General features: G+C 66.4%; 18 protein-coding genes. 11 read left to right on the top strand and 7 right to left on the bottom strand.

Translation table 11 applies throughout. The annotated features are described in order from the left end of the window. The first annotated feature begins 11 nt into the window (after nt 1-11). Entirely contained in the window at nt 12-641 is a 630-nt protein-coding gene (locus tag ACW9UR_RS13255) for a helix-turn-helix domain-containing protein (RefSeq protein WP_458917468.1), read from the top strand. 4 nt (nt 642-645) lie between these two features. Here ACW9UR_RS13255 and ACW9UR_RS13250 read toward each other — a convergent pair whose 3' ends face one another. Both ACW9UR_RS13250 and ACW9UR_RS13245 read right to left on the bottom strand, forming a co-directional pair. Next, the gene (locus ACW9UR_RS13250) at nt 646-1,698 is read right to left on the bottom strand and encodes a patatin-like phospholipase family protein (protein ID WP_458917467.1); all 1,053 of its coding nucleotides are present in this window, start codon (nt 1,696-1,698) and stop codon (nt 646-648) included. A gap of 10 nt (nt 1,699-1,708) precedes the next feature. Further along, nucleotides 1,709-2,494 (bottom strand): 3-hydroxybutyrate dehydrogenase, encoded by a 786-nt coding sequence (locus ACW9UR_RS13245; RefSeq protein WP_458917466.1) that lies wholly within the window; start codon nt 2,492-2,494, stop codon nt 1,709-1,711. A 288-nt stretch (nt 2,495-2,782) separates the two neighbouring features. Between ACW9UR_RS13245 and ACW9UR_RS13240 the strand changes: the two genes are divergently transcribed. Then, nucleotides 2,783-4,603, top strand: a complete 1,821-nt coding sequence (locus ACW9UR_RS13240; protein WP_458917465.1) for an extracellular solute-binding protein — start codon at nt 2,783-2,785, stop codon at nt 4,601-4,603. Between the two features lie 3 nt (nt 4,604-4,606). On the opposite strand, the gene ACW9UR_RS13235 is transcribed toward ACW9UR_RS13240, so the two are convergent. The 4 genes from ACW9UR_RS13235 to ACW9UR_RS13220 are packed head-to-tail and all read right to left on the bottom strand — an operon-like array spanning nt 4,607 to nt 7,852. Beyond that, nucleotides 4,607-5,212, bottom strand: coding sequence for a LysE/ArgO family amino acid transporter (locus ACW9UR_RS13235; protein WP_458917464.1), 606 nt, complete (start codon nt 5,210-5,212; stop codon nt 4,607-4,609). A gap of 26 nt (nt 5,213-5,238) precedes the next feature. Next, the gene (locus ACW9UR_RS13230; RefSeq protein WP_458917463.1) at nt 5,239-5,997 is read right to left on the bottom strand and encodes a DUF502 domain-containing protein; all 759 of its coding nucleotides are present in this window, start codon (nt 5,995-5,997) and stop codon (nt 5,239-5,241) included. 29 nt (nt 5,998-6,026) lie between these two features. Beyond that, the gene (locus ACW9UR_RS13225; RefSeq protein ID WP_458917462.1) at nt 6,027-6,965 is read right to left on the bottom strand and encodes a pseudouridine-5'-phosphate glycosidase; all 939 of its coding nucleotides are present in this window, start codon (nt 6,963-6,965) and stop codon (nt 6,027-6,029) included. Continuing rightward, the gene (locus ACW9UR_RS13220; protein ID WP_458917461.1) at nt 6,962-7,852 is read right to left on the bottom strand and encodes a PfkB family carbohydrate kinase; all 891 of its coding nucleotides are present in this window, start codon (nt 7,850-7,852) and stop codon (nt 6,962-6,964) included. Before ACW9UR_RS13220 ends, ACW9UR_RS13225 begins: the two co-directional genes overlap by 4 nt. Before the next feature lie 236 nt (nt 7,853-8,088). Between ACW9UR_RS13220 and rpsB the strand changes: the two genes are divergently transcribed. The 5 genes from rpsB (at nt 8,089) to ACW9UR_RS13195 (ending at nt 11,706) form a co-directional block, all read left to right on the top strand. Beyond that, nucleotides 8,089-8,862: a 30S ribosomal protein S2 gene (gene rpsB, locus ACW9UR_RS13215; RefSeq protein WP_458917460.1), complete on the top strand. Its 774-nt coding sequence runs from the start codon at nt 8,089-8,091 to the stop codon at nt 8,860-8,862. Between the two features lie 118 nt (nt 8,863-8,980). After that, nucleotides 8,981-9,853 carry a translation elongation factor Ts gene (gene tsf, locus ACW9UR_RS13210; protein ID WP_458917459.1) on the top strand — a complete coding sequence of 291 codons (873 nt, stop codon included), beginning with the start codon at nt 8,981-8,983 and terminating at the stop codon, nt 9,851-9,853. A gap of 146 nt (nt 9,854-9,999) precedes the next feature. Next, entirely contained in the window at nt 10,000-10,554 is a 555-nt protein-coding gene (locus ACW9UR_RS13205; RefSeq protein WP_458917458.1) for a GNAT family N-acetyltransferase, read from the top strand. 57 nt (nt 10,555-10,611) lie between these two features. Beyond that, complete coding sequence (locus ACW9UR_RS13200; protein WP_458917457.1) at nt 10,612-11,109, top strand: AAA family ATPase; 498 nt, start codon at nt 10,612-10,614, stop codon at nt 11,107-11,109. Nucleotides 11,110-11,136: 27 nt separating this feature from the next. Continuing rightward, on the top strand, nt 11,137-11,706 hold the full coding sequence (locus ACW9UR_RS13195) for a GNAT family N-acetyltransferase (protein ID WP_458917456.1): 570 nt from the start codon (nt 11,137-11,139) through the stop codon (nt 11,704-11,706). A gap of 111 nt (nt 11,707-11,817) precedes the next feature. On the opposite strand, the gene ACW9UR_RS13190 is transcribed toward ACW9UR_RS13195, so the two are convergent. Beyond that, the gene (locus ACW9UR_RS13190; protein WP_458917455.1) at nt 11,818-13,887 is read right to left on the bottom strand and encodes a substrate-binding domain-containing protein; all 2,070 of its coding nucleotides are present in this window, start codon (nt 13,885-13,887) and stop codon (nt 11,818-11,820) included. Between the two features lie 228 nt (nt 13,888-14,115). On the opposite strand from ACW9UR_RS13190, the gene pyrH reads away from it, so the two are divergent. Genes pyrH through ACW9UR_RS13170 form a run of 4 tightly spaced genes read left to right on the top strand, consistent with a single transcriptional unit; the run spans nt 14,116 to nt 17,065 of the window. Continuing rightward, complete coding sequence (pyrH, locus tag ACW9UR_RS13185; RefSeq protein ID WP_458917454.1) at nt 14,116-14,874, top strand: UMP kinase; 759 nt, start codon at nt 14,116-14,118, stop codon at nt 14,872-14,874. A gap of 25 nt (nt 14,875-14,899) precedes the next feature. Beyond that, nucleotides 14,900-15,463: a ribosome recycling factor gene (frr, locus tag ACW9UR_RS13180; protein WP_458917453.1), complete on the top strand. Its 564-nt coding sequence runs from the start codon at nt 14,900-14,902 to the stop codon at nt 15,461-15,463. Between the two features lie 16 nt (nt 15,464-15,479). After that, a complete protein-coding gene (uppS, locus tag ACW9UR_RS13175) occupies nt 15,480-16,211 on the top strand; it encodes a polyprenyl diphosphate synthase (RefSeq protein WP_458917452.1) in 732 nt (243 codons plus the stop codon). Further along, on the top strand, nt 16,208-17,065 hold the full coding sequence (locus ACW9UR_RS13170; RefSeq protein WP_458917451.1) for a phosphatidate cytidylyltransferase: 858 nt from the start codon (nt 16,208-16,210) through the stop codon (nt 17,063-17,065). The genes uppS and ACW9UR_RS13170 overlap by 4 nt, the downstream gene beginning before the upstream one ends. The last annotated feature ends 2 nt before the right edge of the window (nt 17,066-17,067 follow it).

The following is a 17,067-nucleotide window of genomic DNA, read 5'->3' as shown; positions in this document are numbered from 1 at the left end:
AGGAGGCCCCCTTGGGAGACGAGCGCAAGATCCCCTCGCTGCTGAGCGTCGCGCGCGGCGAAGGCAATGCCGAGCCGGTCGAATCGCTCGAACTGGGAAAGCGCGTGCGCGAGCTGCGCAAGGCGCGCAACTGGACACTGGAACAGGCCGCCCGCAAGGCCGGGCTCGCACGCTCAACGCTCTCTAAGATCGAGAACGACCAGATGTCGCCGACTTTCGAGGCGGTGCAGAAACTGGCGCAGGGGCTCGACATCTCGATCCCGCAGCTGTTTACGCCGCCCAAGACCGACAAGGTGATGGGGCGCCGCGCGGTGACGCTGTCGGGGCAGGGGCAGCCGCATCCGACCAAGACCTACGAGCACGAGATCCTTGCGACCGACCTGCGCTCCAAGCAGATGCTGCCCTACAGGACCATCGTCCGCGCACGCAGCTTCGACGATTTCGAGGGATGGGTCCGCCACGACGGCGAGGAATTCCTCTACGTGCTGTCGGGCATCGTCGAATTCTACACCGAGTTCTACGCCCCCGTGCGCCTGCGCCGGGGCGACAGCGCCTATTACGACGCCGCGATGGGGCACAACGTGATCTCGGTCAGCGAGGACGATGCGACGATCCTCTGGGTGACCTCGGTCGAGCCCTGAGGCTTCAGCCGAACATCTCGCGCAGATCGACGGTACTGCGCTGGGTCAGATCGGCCCTGTGATCGCGCAGGAAAGCGTCCATCCGCGAGCGCCCCGCCGCCTTGAGATGCAGAAGGAACGACCGGTTCGGAGTGATCTTGGTGGCGACGCCTAGACTGCTCATCAACTCGTCGTCCATGATCGAGTGGATCAGCACGTCCTTCATCGTCCCGCTTCGTACCTGTCCATCCTCGATCAGCCGCCGCACGAAATCGATGGCCCGCAACTCCCGCAGCAGCGATGAGTTGAAGCTGATCTCGTTGATCCGGTTCATGATCTGCATGGCCGAACGCGGCACCTCGTCCCGGTAGGTCGGATTGATGTGCACGATCAGCACGTCGCGGCTCTCGGTCTCGTAGAACAGCGGGAAGAGAGCCGGGTTGCCCATGTAGCCGCCGTCCCAATAGGCCTCCACACGGCCCGTCGCGGGGTCCTCGATTTCGACGGCCTGGTAGAGCGTCGGCAGGCAGGCCGAGGCCAGAAGGCTGTCGACGCTGATCTCGTCGCCCGAGAACACCTTGATCTTGCCGGTGCGCACATTGGTGGCCGAGACGAACAGCTTCGGCCCGCCCAGTGCGCAGACCTTGTCGAAATCCAGCATCTTCTCGACCACCGGGCGCAGCGGGTGGATGCCCAGCGGATTGATCTCGTAGGGCGAGAACATCCGCGTGGCGATGTCCATCGCCGCGTAAGCCGCGCTGCGTTCGACCAGTTTCGAAAACTGCGCCGGGTCCGGCATCAGCGGCGCCAGCCAGGTGTTGATCATGCAGTTCGGCATCACGGTGTGTGCCGAGATCTCTTCCCAGAACGCGTTGAGCTTGGCCCGCGCGCCTTCGTGTCCGCCGAGCATCCAGCCGTATTTCAGCGCAGCCGCGTTCATCGCCCCGGCGGAGGTCGCAGTAATGCCCTCGACCTCGATGTCCTCTTCCTCGAGAAGCCGGTCGAGCACGCCCCAGGTGAAGGCGCCATGCGCGCCTCCGCCCTGAAGCGCAAGGTTGATGCGGATCGTGTTGCTCATCGGCCCGGGATCAAAGCGCGGTCCAGCCGCCGTCGACCGAGATCGTCGTGCCGGTGATCTGCTCGGCCGCGTCCGAGCACAGGAAGACGGTCGTGCCGCCCAGTTGCTCGATCGAGGCGAACTGCTTCGACGGCTGCCGCTCCAGCAGCACATCGCGTTCGACCTGCTCGCGGGTCATGTCGTATTTCTTCATCGTGTCGGGGATCTGCGCCTCGACCAGCGGGGTCAGCACGTAACCGGGGCAGATCGCGTTGCAGGTGATGGGCTCTTCGGCGGTTTCCAGCGCCGTCACCTTGGTCAGCCCGACGACGCCATGTTTCGCGGTGACATAAGCCGACTTGAAGGGCGAGGCGGTCAGCCCGTGCGCCGAGGCGATGTTGACGACGCGGCCCCAGCCGGCTTCGCGCATCTGGGGCAGGGCAGCGGCGGTGGTGTGGAAGGCCGAGGACATGTTGATCGCGATGATCGCATCCCATTTCTCGGCCGGAAATTCGGGAATCGCGGCGACGTGCTGGATACCGGCGTTGTTCACCAGGATCTGCACCGGGCCGAACAGTTCGGCGGCTTTCTCGACCAGCGCGCGGCACTGATCGCCCTTGGACATGTCCGCCTGAACATAAGCCACCTTCGCGCCGGTTTCCTCGGCAAGGTCGGCGGCGAGCTTGTGATCCTCTTCCCGGTCGGTGAACGAGTTCAGCACGACGTTCGCGCCCTGTTCGGCCAGCGCCCGCGCCACGCCCAGGCCGATGCCCGAGTTCGACCCTGTGACGACCGCCGTCTTTCCGCTGATGCTCATGTCCGATGCTCCCTCTCGCGCCGATTCCACGGATACCCGGACTGTATGTTGCGCCTGCGAAAAGGCAAACTGCGCTTGGTCACGAAGGGGCGAGAGCATAAAAAAACGCCGGCACGAAGCCGGCGTTAAGTTATTGAGGCAGGTTTCATACAGGCAAGAAACCTATCGAGCAGTGCCCTCTTTATACGGAAAACTCGCGCCGCGTCCAAGATAAAAATTCAAGCAGTGGTTCAGCTTGGATATGATCCTTAAAAAAGCAGGCCAAGACAGCAGCAGGAGACAGGCGGAATGGATTTGAATCGGAGACTGATCGCGGCGGCCGCCGGGCTGACCGCGCTGGCCTCGGTCGCATGGGCCGAGCCGCAGCATGGCATAGCCATGTATGGCGAGCCCGCGCTGCCACAGGATTTTGTGTCACTGCCCTATGCGAACCCGGATGCGCCCAAAGGCGGGAAGATCGTCTTCGGCGAGCGTGGCGGCTTCGATGCGCTCAACCCGTACATCCTCAAGGGGCGTTCGCCCTATGGTCTGCGCGTGCACGTGTTCGAGTCGCTCATGGGGCGAAGCTGGGACGAACCGTTCACGCTTTACGGTCTTCTGGCCGAATCGGTCGAGACCGGGCCGAACCGCGAATGGGTTGAATTTCACCTAAGGGAGGAGGCGAAATTCTCGGACGGAACGCCCGTGACCGTCGACGACGTGATCTGGTCCTACGAGACTCTCGCCGAAAGCGGCCTGCCAACCTATGCCAACGCCTGGAACAAGGTCGGCTCGGTCGAGAAGGTCGGTGAGCGGGGTGTGCGATTCACCTTCTCGGAGCAGGACAACGAGCTGCCGCTGATCCTCGGCCTGCGCCCGATTCTGAACCCGCGCGACTGGGACGGGCGGGATTTCGCCGAAAGCACACTCGACGTTCCGACCGCCACCGGCCCCTACACTGTCGGCGATTTCGAGCCCGGCCGCTTCATCGAGTTCGTGCGCAATCCCGACTACTGGGGCAAGGACCTGCCGTTCAACGCAGGCCAGCACAACGTGGACACCATCCGGTACGAGTATTTCGCCGACGGCGACGTGATCGCCGAGGCGTTCCGCGCAGGGGAGCTTTCGACCTATCGCGAATCGAGCCCCGGCAAATGGGCACGGGACTACGACTTCCCGGCGGTCCGCGACGGGCGCATCGAGAAATCCGAGATCCCGCACCAGCGCCCCTCGGGGATGGAGGGCTTCGTCTTCAACACCCGCCGCGACCTCTTCGAGGACTGGCGCGTGCGCGAGGCGCTGATCCAGGCGTTCAACTTCGATTTCGTGAACCGGACGCTGAATGACGGCGCCTACAAGCGGATGAGCAGCTACTACGCCAACTCTCCGCTGGCGATGCAGCCCGGTGCCGCCGAAGGGCAGGTGGCCGAGCTGCTGGCGCCTTTCGCTGATGATCTGCCGCCGGGCGCGATCGACGGCTATGCGCTGCCCGAGAACGCCGCCGGGGGCCGTGACCGCGCCGCGATCCGCCGCGCCTCGGGTCTGCTCGAGGAAGCCGGCTGGACCGTGCAGGACGGCGTTCTGCGCAATTCCGAGGGCAATTCGTTCAGCTTCACCATCTCGCTCGACAGTTCCGCCCGGCTGATCTCGCTGACCCCTTCCGAGCAGGAGGCGGTGGCCAACATCTGGCGCGACAACCTGGCCCGGCTGGGCATCTCGGCCGAGATCGCGCTGGTCGACAGCGCCCAGTTCGCCGAGCGCAAGGAGATCTACGACTACGACGTGATCATCAACCGCTGGGGCCTCAGCCTCAGCCCCGGCAACGAGCAGTATCTCTACTGGGGGTCGAACGGCGTCGAGGAGCCGGGCACGCGCAACTACATGGGCATGAACAGCCCGGCGGCCGAGGCGATGATCGAGGCGATGCTGACCGCCGATGACCAGGACGGGTTCACCGCCGCCGTGCGCGCGCTGGACCGCGTGCTGATGGCGGGCCGGTATGTCGTGCCCTTCTGGTACTCGGACCGCACGCTGATGGCGCACAAATCCTCGCTGCACTTCCCCGAGATGCTGCCGCTCTACGGCGACTGGATCGGCTTCCTGCCAGACGTCTGGTGGTCCGAGGAATGAGCCTCAGGCGCTGGCGAGCAGCCCTGCCGCCAGCGCCCACATGACAAGCGCGATCCCCGCGTCGAGCCACCGCCAGGCCCGCGGGGAGCGCATCACCAGTGCCAGGAACCGCGCGCCGTAACCCAGCCCGAAGAAGAAGACGAAGGACGATGTGACCGCGCCTGCGCCGAAGGCGACGCGGCCCGCGCCCTCGTATTGTGTCGAGATCGCGCCCAGCAGCGCCAGCGTGTCCAGGTAGACATGCGGGTTCAGCCAGGTGAAGGCGAGGCAGGTCAGAATGGCACCGCGCAGGCTCTGCGTGCTCTCGGTCCCGTTGATCGCGTGCCCGCCGACCAAGGCCGCGCGGGCGCGCAGCGCGCCATAGACGATCAGGAAGGCGGCCCCGGCCAGCGCCATTGCGCGCGGCAACCAGGGCGCGGCCTCGACCAGCACGCCGAAACCCGCGACGCCTGCGACGATCAGCACGGCGTCGCTCACCGCGCAGACGAGGCAGACCCAGAACACATGCGCCTGCATCAGCCCTTGCCGCAGGACAAAAGCGTTTTGCGCACCGATGGCCAGGATCAGCGAAAAAGCGGTCGCGAAGCCGACCAGAAACGGGGCAGTCATTCAGGCGTAGTCCGGTGAAGGGAAAGTCAGCGCCCGGCGGAAACCTTGCGCGGCGGGGTCTTGGCGGGCGGCTTGCTGCCGTTCCGCGGCGGCGGGGCAGGTCGGCGCCCGGAGGCGATTTCCTCGGCCGTGGGTGGTACCACCAGACCGGCCGAGATCACCAGCTTGGCGGCATCCTCGACGCTCATGTCCAGCATCACGACATCGGCGCGCGGCACGAACAGCAGGAAGCCCGAGGTCGGGTTGGGCGTGGTGGGCAGGAACACGCTCAGCATGTCAGACCGCCCGGCCTTGATCGGCACTTCGCCCAGAGCCTCGGTCGAGACGAAGGCCACGGCCCAGATGCCGCGGCGCGGGTACTCGACAAGGCAGGCATGCTGGAATGTCGCGCCGGACTGGTTCAGGACCGTCTCGACGATCTGTTTCACCGCATTGTAGATCGAGCGGACGATCGGCGTGCGGTCGAACAGGCCTTCGCCCCATCGGACCAGCTGACGGCCGAACAGGCCCTTGGTCGCGGCACCGACACCTGCGGTGAACAGCAGGAAGATGACCACGCCGAACCCGGCGATATTCTTCCCGAGGTAGGTTGCCGGATTGTAGACGTCCGGAACGAAGGGCACGACCCGCGCGTCGATGAAGTTGATCGCGGTCCAGATCACCCAGATCGTCAGCGTCACCGGGGCGACGATGACCAGCCCGGTCAGGAAGTTCGAGCGTGTTCGCTGCCACAGGCTCGGCTTGTTCAGCCGCTTGCGGCGCTTCTGGGAAGTCGGTTTTGCCATTTCGTTCCGTTGTCCGGGACGCACAATACCTAGTGCGCCGCACCCGCCGCCGCAATGTTCGGCGTCGCCAAAGCAGTGGCGATCCCGGCGGCAAGCCGCGCATTGTTCAGAACGAGGGCAATGTTCGCTTCGAGTGAGCGTCCCTCGGTCAGCTCGAGGATGCGCTGCAGCAGGAAGGGTGTGACCTCCTTGGCCGAGATCCCCTTGGCGCGCGCCTCGTCCAGCGCGGCGTCGATATGCGGGGTCAGCTCCTCAGACGGGATCTCGGCCTCCAGCGGGATCGGGTTGGCGACCAGCTGGCCACCGGGCAGACCCAGGCGGCGGCGCATGGCGAAGGCGTCGGCGATGGACTGCGCATCGTCCAGCCGCGCCGGGGCCGGGCAGCCGCTGTCACGCGACCAGAACGCAGGCAGCGTGTCCTGGCCGACGGCGATCACCGGCACGCCGCGGGTCTCCAGAACCTCCAACGTGCGCGGGATGTCCAGGATCGCCTTCGGCCCGGCGGCGACGACGACGACGGGCGTTTCGGCCAGTTCGGTCAGGTCCGCCGAGATGTCGAAGGTTTCCTCGGCGCCCCGGTGCACGCCGCCGATCCCGCCGGTAGCGAAAACCTCGATTCCGGCGGCATGGGCGGCGATCATCGTCGCGGCCACGGTGGTCGCGCCGGCCCGCTTCTGCGCCAGCGCCACGCCCAGATCGGCGCGCGACAGTTTCCACACGTCCTTGGCCTGCGCCAGCGCGGCCAGCCCAGCATCGTCCAGCCCGACATTGATCCGGCCGTCCTGCACCGCGATGGTGGCCGGGACCGCGCCGCCCTTGCGCACCTCGGCCTCGACCGCGCGGGCGGTCTCGAGGTTGCGCGGGAATGGCATTCCGTGGGTGATGATCGTGCTTTCAAGCGCGACAATCGGGCGGCCATGGGCGCGCGCGGCAGCAACTTCGGGCGAGAATGTCAGCGGCGCGCTCATGACGCCTCCTTGCAGATATGGGCCGCGGCGGCGTCTATGGCGGTTTCGAGCGCGGCTTCGGCGCTCTCTCCGCGGCGGGTTGCGTGTAGGTGCGCGGCGAGAAAGGCATCGCCCGCGCCGGTGGTGGTGCGCGCGGGCACCCTGGGCGGCGTGCGGCTGACCACGCGCCCCCTCTGGGCTGAGGCGGCGGCGCGCGCCCCGTCGGTCACGACCGCCTGCGCCGCGCCCAGCTCCAGCAGGGCCTCGGCCGCTTCGGCGGCATCGCCGAAGTCGCGGTCGGCGAGGATCTCGGCCTCGATCTTGTTGACGTAGAGCGTGCTGTCCTTGTGCCGCATCGCCTGCATCAGCCGCCCGGCCTTGCCGGGGCTCGCCGGAACCAGCGCAAGATGCAGCGCCGAGAACGCGGGATCGTCGGGCAGGGCGTCCAGCATGGCCTGCGGGAAATTGCCGTCGATCACCGCGATGCCGCGCCACGGCACGCGCCCGCTGCCAAGCCGCCCGTCGCGCAAGGGGGCCAGCACCGCGTCGCCGTGCAGCTCCAGCGCGGCACAGTCGGCGACGGCCGCGAAGACCTCGCCCGCCGGGTCCTCGATCGCCAGATAGGCGTCGGTCGGCGCGTCGGTCTGGGCGACATGGGCGCAGTGAATGCCCGCGGTCTCGGCCAGCGCGATCAATGCGGCGCCGTCGGCGTCACGGCCGACATGGCTCAGCAACGCCACGGGGGCCTTGCGCGCGGCCAGCGCCAGCGCCACGTTCAGCGCCACGCCGCCCGGCTGGCGCGCGATGCGGCCGGGCACGTCGAAACCGGGGCGCATCCGTCGCCCGGTCCGGGCGATGATGTCCCACAGCGCCGAGCCCGCGCAGAGGATTGGAGGTTCGCTGTCCATTGAACCGACCAATGGCCGCAAACCGCGGGCGGGTCAATTCCGGGCCGCGCTCCAAGGCAGGATGACGCAGCGCCTGCGGGGGTTGCGCAATCGGGTGATTGGGTCTATTAGCGCGCCACGCAATCCACAGGCGGGGTTCGCGGCCTGCGGGGGAGACATCCCCGTCGGTCCACCGGTTGGGGCGTATCTTACGTCTCTTCTCCCCGCTGAGGCCAAACCGGAAAGGAAACGGACGCATGGCTCTTCCCGAGTTCACTCTGCGCCAGCTTCTCGAAGCTGGTGTTCACTTCGGCCACCAGACGCACCGCTGGAATCCTCGCATGGGCGAGTACATCTATGGCGCGCGCAACGGCATCCACATTCTCGACCTGACCCAGACCGTGCCGCTGCTCGACGCAGCGCTGCACGCGGTTCAGCAGACCGTCGCCAAGGGCGGCCGGATCCTGTTCGTCGGCACCAAACGCCAGGCTCAGCGCCCCGTCGCCGATGCCGCCGAGCGCTGCGCCCAGTACTACATGAACCACCGCTGGCTGGGCGGCACGCTGACCAACTGGAAGACCGTCTCGGCCTCGATCTCGCGTCTGAAGAACATCGACGAGCAGATGGAAGGCGGCGCCGAGGGCCTGACCAAGAAAGAGCGCCTGAACATGGAGCGCGAGCAGGCCAAACTGCAGGCCTCGCTGGGCGGCATCCGTGAAATGGGCGGCCTGCCGGACCTGCTGTTCGTCGTCGACGTGAACAAGGAAGCCCTGGCCATCACCGAGGCCCGCAAGCTGGGCATCCCGGTCGTCGCGATCCTCGACACCAACTCCTCGCCCGAGGGCATCGACTTCCCGATCCCGGGCAACGACGACGCCGCCCGCGCCATCGCGCTCTACTGCGACCTGGTGTCGGCCGCCGCGCTGGACGGCATGGCCGCGCAGCTGGGCTCGGAAGGCATCGATCTCGGCGAGATGGAAGAGGTCATGGGCGAAGAGGCCCTGGCCGAGGAAGCCCCGGCCGAAGGCTGAGGGCGGCGAGCCGTCACGTATCTGTCGCACTAGGGCGCTATCGCCCGCGACAGGCCGATCCTGTACCGGCCGGGGGCACGGGTCCCCGGTCGAAGACCAAATCCTAAGGAGAGCACCGATGGCGATCACCGCTGCGATGGTGAAGGAACTGCGCGAGATGTCCGGCGCAGGCATGATGGATGCCAAGAAAGCGCTGACCGAGAACGACGGCAACATGGAAGCCGCGATCGACTGGCTGCGCACCAAGGGCCTGGCGAAGGCCGCGAAGAAATCGGGCCGCACCGCGGCCGAGGGCCTGGTGGCCGTGAAGGTCGACGGCGGCACCGGCGTCGCGGTCGAGATCAACTCGGAAACCGACTTCGTTGCCAAGAACTCGGAATTCCAGGCGATGGTCGCCAGCTTCGCCGACGCCGCGCTCGGCGTTGACGATATCGACGGCCTGAAGGCCGCCACGATCGACGGTAAGTCGGTCGAGGACGTCCTGACCTCGAAGATCGCCACCATCGGCGAGAACATGACCCTGCGCCGGATGGCCAAGATCTCGGGCGATGCGGTTGCCGCCTACGTGCACAACGCCGCCACCGACGGCATGGGCAAGATCGGCGTGCTGGTCGCGCTGAAGGGTGCCGACAACGGCATCGGCAAGCAGATCGCCATGCACGTCGCCGCGACCAACCCGGCCTCGCTGAGCGAAGCCGACCTGGATCAGGCCCTCGTTGAGCGCGAGAAGCAGGTCCTGACCGAGCAGGCCCGCGAAAGCGGCAAGCCCGAGCAGGTCATCGAGAAGATGATCGAAGGCCGCATGAAGAAGTTCTTCGAGGAAGTCACCCTCGTGAACCAGAAATTCGTCATGAACCCCGACGTGACCGTCGGCGACGCGGCCAAGGAAGCCGGCGTCGAGGTCCTCGGCTATGTCCGCCTTGCGGTGGGCGAGGGGATCGAGAAGGAAGAAGAGGATTTCGCGGCCGAGGTCGCCAAGATGGGCGCCTGATCGCCCCGCGATCGGACCGGAATTCGGAAAAGGGCCGCGGATCACCGCGGCCCTTTTTCTTTCGGTTGACCCCGTCTATCCCCGAGATTGCCGCGCAGGATCGTTGCGGCCCGACGTGGGATTGCGCCGAACAAGGGAAAAGTGACATGCCGGACACGATCAGGCTGCGCATCGAGAGGGCCGAAGACCGAGCGTCGGTCCATGCGCTGCACGACGCGGCATTCGGGGCGGATGCCGCGATCCCGGATCTTGTCGACGATCTGCGCCGGCTCGATGCGCCGCTGCCGACCGTCTCGCTGGTGGCTGCGGACCCGGCGACTGGTCCGCTTGGCCATGTCATGCTCAGTCACGCTTGGCTGGATACTTGGCAGCGGTTGATCGACGTCATGGTCTTGTCCCCGCTTGGGGTCAGGCCGGATGCGCAGCGCCAACAGATCGGGACGCTGCTGGTGAAGGCTGCGCTGGCCGAAGCGGAGCGGCTGGGGGCACCTATGGTGTTTCTCGAAGGCAGCCCTGACTACTACGGTGTGCGCGGTTTCGAACCCGCTGGCGCGCGCGATATTCGACGTCCCTCGCTCAGGATCCCCGAACGGGCGTTCCAGGTCTGCCGGCTGCAAGGCTGGACCCCGGAAATGACCGGCACGTTCGTCTACCGTGATGTTCATTGGAAACATGGTGTGGGCCTGTATAGAAATGCCTGACCGTGGCCCCGTCTGATTTGTCCCGCAAACGATCTTGTGCTTCCGGAAGGATACCCGATGCCTCAGCCCGCTCCGACATTGCACATGACCTGCGGCAAGGCCGGTTCCGGAAAGTCGACACTGGCCCGCACGCTGGCCGGGCAGGGCGGCACCGTGTTGATTGCCGAGGATGCCTGGCTATCGGCGCTCTATTCAGACCAGATGTCCACCATTCAGGACTACGTTCGGTGCAGCGCGAAACTGCGCGGCGTCATGGGCCCGCATGTGTCGGCACTTCTCAATGCGGGCGTCTCGGTCGTGCTCGATTACCCGGCGAACACCGTCGAGACCCGCGCCTGGATGCGCGGAATCCTTGCCGGGACCAACGCCGCGCACGTCCTGCACGTCCTCGACCTGCCCGACGAGGTCTGCCTGGCCCGGGTGAATGCCCGCAACGCCGAGGGCGAGCATCCGTTCACGCTGAGCGAAGAGCAGTTCCGCAAGCTCTCGCAGCACCATGTTGCACCGACGCTGGACGAGGGGTTCACGCTTCGCCTTCACGATGCCCCGGCCTAGGGCACTTTGGAAAACCGGTCCCCGCCGATGATCGCAAGCTACAGATTGCCCGAAGAGCTTCGGACCCGGCGGCTGGTCCTGCGCAGAACCCGCGTCGCCGATGCCGAGGCAATCTTCCGCGCCTATGCGACCGACCCCGAGGTGACGCGCTACCTTGGCTGGCGCCCGCATGACGACGTCTCGCAGACCGAGACGTTCCTACAGGCGATCTCCGGTGACTGGGATGCCGGTGAATCCTTCCCGCTGGTTGCTATCGAGACCAAGGCGGATGGGCGGCTGCTGGGCATGATCCACCCGAAGCTGCGCGGGGCGACGGTCAACTACGGCTATGTCCTGCGCCGCGACAGCTGGGGGCAGGGCTATGCCAGCGAGATGCTGCGCCATCTCGTGGACCATGCGCTCGCGAGCCCCGGCGTCTACCGGACCGAGGCGTTCTGCGATCTTGAGAACCGCGCCTCGGCACGGGTTATGGAGAAGGCAGGGATGCGTTTCGAAGGAGTGCTGCGGCGGTATTTCGTGCATCCGAATGTCTCGCCCGAGCCGCGCGATTGCGCCATGTACGCACGGATGAAAGCTGGCGCGACAGGCCACTTCTAGGGCGGTGTTTTTGCCGTTTACGAAGTTTTCACGAACTTTTCACGTTGTAAATCATATGATTAAGGGGGTTTTCACGATGAAATCCTCCATTTTCATGCTGAAAGCGGCCGTTCAGCCTCGCACCCAGATCTCCACCCGCCGGTTCCGCAGCGCGGTGTCCGCATCGCCGCAAGCCACCGGCGAGAGCGCGCCCATGCCGACGGTCCGCAGGATCGTGCTGCCCAATGCGCCTTGGGTGTCGATCTGGTTCATCGCCTGACGGACCCGGCGTGCGGCGAGCCGGCTGACCTCCCGGTCCTTCACCGCATCACCGCTGCTTTCCGCGTGACCGACCAGGAACAGCTCCGGCAAGCCGTTCTTGGCGGCATGCGCGATGGCCTGCTGCAAAGCCTGTTCGGCACCCGGCAGCAGCCTGTTGCTGCCCGGTTCGAAGCCGATCACCATCGGCAGCTGCCGCGAAACCTCGATGTTCCGGAGCGCCGCCGAAAGTGTGCGCCGCACCTCGGGCTCCGATGCTGAGGAACGCATGGCACGCTGCAACTGCTGACGCTGCGCGTCGAGCGGTCCCGGGGCCATACCGGGTGCGATCAGCGTGGTGTCGGCAATGGCAGAGGGCAGGGCGGCGATGACCGCTTCGGCCGTCTCGCCGCGCGGCGCCGCGGTCGCGGTGATCGAGAAACCTAGGGGGTAGCGCCCGGTTTTCACCGTGGTCGCATCGGGCAGCGTGGCGACCCCGCAGGTCGTTCCGAGCGGCAACGCCCGCGCCGGTGCAGCCATTGAAAGCGTCGTGATCCCGATCGACCGGCTGGCCGCCGCGACCTCTTCCGCCAGTGCAGCAGTTGTCTCGACCATGACGGTCGGTGCTGCGGGCTTCTTCCCGGACGAGGACATCAGCAGCGTGTCCCGAAGGGCTGTGACCGGGTGACCGGTAGGCAGGCCGACCAGCCGGATCTCGCCGCCGGGGCCGCCAAGCTCCGCCCAGTCGGTGATTTCGCCCGAGAGAATCCCCGCAAGCTGCTCTCGCGTCAGGCTGTCCGTCGCATTGCCGGGGGCCACCACGGCAACGAGCGCGTCATGGGCGACCACCGCCTCGGCTTGCCGGTCTATCATCGGTACGGCCCAGAGCATCGCGTCTGCCGCGCCGTCGCCAAGCAGCGCCTGTGCTGCCGAGCCGGTGTCGGCGGGTTGGAGCACCAGCCGCAGGCGTGCGCCGTCGTCTAGCGGCTCCATCGTCACCTCGGTGCTGCCATCGACCTCTGCCAGTTCTCCCGGCTCGAGCCCCTCGGCCTCGGCGACCGCCCCCGAGAGCGGTCCGGCCAGCGCTGCCAGAACGTGATCCGGTCCCGTCAGGACCACGACGTCCAACGGCGGTTCGGGTTCCGGCGCGGGCGTCGGTTCCGGTTCGGTTTCCTGAACGGTTTCGATCTCCGGTTCGGCTTCGGAAGCGGGCTCTGCCTCGGGCGTCTCGGCGACCGGGGCAGAGGTTTCGGGTGTGGCGGACGGGGTTGCGGCGGGTGGCTGCGCGGCGGCATCCTCGGGCGTGCCGAGCGGCATGGCCTCGGTTTCCGGCATCTGCGGCATGGTCATCGCCGGTCCCGGTTCGCCCGGAGCCATCGGTTGTGCAGGGGCCTGCGCCAGCAGAGGCGACTCGGGCGCCGATTGGGCGTCGCCGCGAATGCCGCTAAGGTCCGGCGGACAACCGGGCCCCTCGCAGCGGGCCTGATCGACCGCAACCCGCATGTCGCCAATCGCGGTGCGCACCGTGAAGACCGATCCGTCATAGTCGGTCAGCACGCCTTCGAGGCTCACTGCGCCCCCGGCACTCGTCAGGACTACGGCGCGATCATCCGATTCGGACTCTGGGGCGGCCTCGGGCGCGGACGCTGTTTCCGGCTCTGTGGCGCCAGTATCGGCCCCACCGACGACCGGGCATCCCGCGCCCTCGCAGATCACGCCGGCATCGCTGACGGTCATCTCGCCCATCTCGGTCGACAGCGTGTAGACCCCGCCGGTATGGCTTTTCAGCGTCCCGGCGATCACCACGCCGCCGTCCGGCAATGTCAGCTGGACGGCATCCTCCTGCGCCGAAACGCCGGAGGCCGTGAGCAACAGGGCCAGGCAGGACAGCGCGGGACGTACAGGACGTGATCCGCCGCGCAGGCGCGCTCCGTTATCAGCCATCCCCGTTCCCCTTGTCGTTGTGCTCTTCGATGTCGATTAACGATAAGCCGCGACTCGCTACACGGGTAAAAGAAATCGCAGGTTCCCGTGTCGGATCAAGCATCATCGGGCATTTTGCGCGATTAGTGGCCCGCTATTCCGGGTTCGGGTTCGGTTTGGCCGTTGAACCGCCGGTGGTTTTCCGACATTTTAGCGGCGCTAACGAAAAACGGGCGGAGCAGGGGAAACATGACAGACGCGGTCGAGGCGCCGGATCCGCAGTTCGAGCGGGTGATGCTCAAGATTTCGGGCGAGGCGCTGATGGGCCCCCAGGGCTTCGGTCTGCACCCGCCCACGGTCGAGCGTATCGCGCTCGAGGTGAAGAAGCTTCACGACCTTGGTGTCGAGATCTGCCTGGTGATCGGCGGCGGCAACATCTTCCGTGGTCTGCAGGGCAGCGCGCAGGGGATGGAGCGGACGACCGCCGACTACATGGGGATGCTCGCCACGGTGATGAACGCGCTGGCGATGCAGTCGGCGCTGGAGACGCTGGGCGTCTTCACCCGCGTCGTCTCGGCGATCCCGATGGACCAAGTCTGCGAGCCCTACATCCGCCGTCGCGCCGTGCGGCACCTGGAAAAGAAGCGGGTGGTGATCTTCGCCGCCGGGACCGGAAACCCGTTTTTCACGACCGATACCGCCGCGACGTTGCGTGCGTCCGAGATGCGCTGCAAGGCGATCTTCAAGGGGACGCAGGTCGACGGGGTCTACGACAGCGATCCGAAGACCAACCCGGACGCCAAGTTCTATGCCCGGATCACCTATGACGAGGTTCTGGCCAAGAACCTGCGCGTCATGGATGCTGCGGCCATCGCGCTGGCGCGCGAGAACCGACTGCCTATTGTCGTGTTCTCGCTGAACGCGCCGGACGGGCTGGCGGGCGTCGTGCTCGGCAAGGGAAAATACACGATCGTCGGGCCGAAGGAGCCCGAGGCGGCGGTCGCCTGAGCGGCCGCTTGAAGGAGCAGCAAGCATGAACGACAACGATACCGAAATCGATCTCGACGCGCTGGAGAAGCGCATGGACGGAGCGCTGGTCGCCCTGCGGCACGAATTTTCGTCGCTGCGCACGGGTCGCGCCTCGGCGTCGATGCTGGACCCGGTCCAGGTCGATGCCTACGGCTCGATGATGCCGCTGAACCAGGTCGCGACGATCAACGTCCCCGAGCCGCGCATGGTCACCGTGAACGTCTGGGACAAGTCGATGGTGAACGCGGTCGACAAGGCGATCCGCAACTCGGGCCTCGGCATCAACCCGGTGATGGACGGTACCACACTGCGCCTTCCGATCCCCGAACTGAACGAAGAGCGCCGCCGCGAACTGGCAAAGCTGGCCGGTCAGTACGCCGAGCAGGGCCGCGTCGCCGTGCGCAACGTGCGCCGCGACGGCATGGACCAGGTCAAGAAGCTGAAGAACGAGATCGCCGAGGACGAGGCCAAGCTTTACGAGGACGAGATCCAGCAGCTGACCGACGCGGCGATCAAGAAGATCGACGCCGCGCTCGAGAGCAAGCAGGAAGAGATCATGCAGGTCTGACCTGCACGTCCGTTTCATGCCAAACACCCGAGCCCTTCACCGCCGCCCGCACCCGAAACACGTTGCCATCATCATGGACGGCAACGGCCGCTGGGCGCTGCGCCGCGGCATGCCCCGCCTTGCCGGTCATGCCCGCGGGGTGGAGCGGGTGCGCGACATCCTCAAGGCGTGCCCGGACCTCGGGATCACGCATGTGACGCTCTATGCGTTCTCGACCGAGAACTGGCGCCGCTCCTCCGAGGAGGTCTCGGGCCTGATGCGCCTGTTCCGGCGCTACATCCGCAAGGAAAGCGTCAAGCTGATCGAGGCAGGCGTCCGCGTCCGCTTCATCGGCAACCGGCATCGGCTGGACGACGACCTGCAGCGCCTGATGGCCTGGCTCGAGAACGAGACCGCGCATTTCACCGAACTGCACGCCACCGTCGCCATCGATTACGGCGGGCGGGACGAGATCGCCCGCGCCGCGCGCCGCGCCGCCGAGGCGGTCGCCCGTGGCGAACTGGATCCTGCCGCTCTGGACGAGGCGGCGTTGGAGCGGTTCATGGACACCGCCGGACTGCCGGACCCGGACCTGGTACTGCGCACATCGGGCGAAGTACGTGTCTCCAATTTCCTGCTGTGGCAGGCGGCCTATGCCGAATACGAATTCCTCGACGTGTGCTGGCCGGACTTTACGCCCGAGATGCTGGCCGGCTGCGTCGAGCGCTATGGGCGTCGCGACCGGCGCTACGGCGCCGTGGCTGAATGACGGAACAGGATCCAGACCCCTCCAGCGGCGGTCAGCCTTCCGGTTCGGTGCCGCCTCGTCCGATCCGGGCCTTTCCAGACCTCGGCGTGCGCGTGGTATCGGCGGTGGTGCTGGTCACCATCGCGCTGGTTGATTTCTGGCAGGGCGGCATCTGGGTCACGCTGCTGGTGACCCTGGGCACCTGCCTGATGATCTGGGAACTCCGCCGCATGCTCACGCCGACGCTGAGCCTCAAGGACCCGGCGTTGTGGTGCGCGGTGGTCGCCGGCGGCGCCTGTGTGATGATGACCGGTCTACACACCTTCTGGAGCGGGTTGATCCTGCTTCCGGCTGCCGTGGTGCCGGTGCTTCTGGTGCGACGGGGACACACGGCATGGATGGCGGCAGGGATCGTCTATATCTCGGTCGCAATGGCGCTGCTGGTGCAGATGCGCGCGCACCCCGAGTTCGGCTTCCCGCTGGTGCTGTGGCTGGTCTCGGTTGTGATCGCCGCCGATGTCGGTGCCTATTTCGCGGGCCGGACAATCGGCGGACCCAAGCTCTGGCCCTCTGTCAGCCCGAACAAGACCTGGGCCGGGGCGATCGGCGGGCTGGTGTCGGCGCTGATCGTGGGTGTCGGCTTCTACTTTGGCGGGCACGTGACCTTGCCGTGGCTGATCATGCTGTCGGTCATCCTGGCGCTGGCGAGCCAGGCGGGGGACCTGTTGGAAAGCTGGATCAAGCGGCGGTTCGGCGTGAAGGACAGCAGCAGCATCATTCCCGGTCATGGCGGCCTTCTGGACCGGTTCGACGGATTGATGGGTGCGCTCTGGGCGTATCTGCTGCTGTCGTTCACCAGTTTCGTGTCGATCTAGGC

Source organism: Halovulum sp. GXIMD14794 (assembly GCF_054457455.1).
Note: the sequence above shows the minus strand (reverse complement) of the source record. Positions and strands in the feature narration are given on the sequence as shown.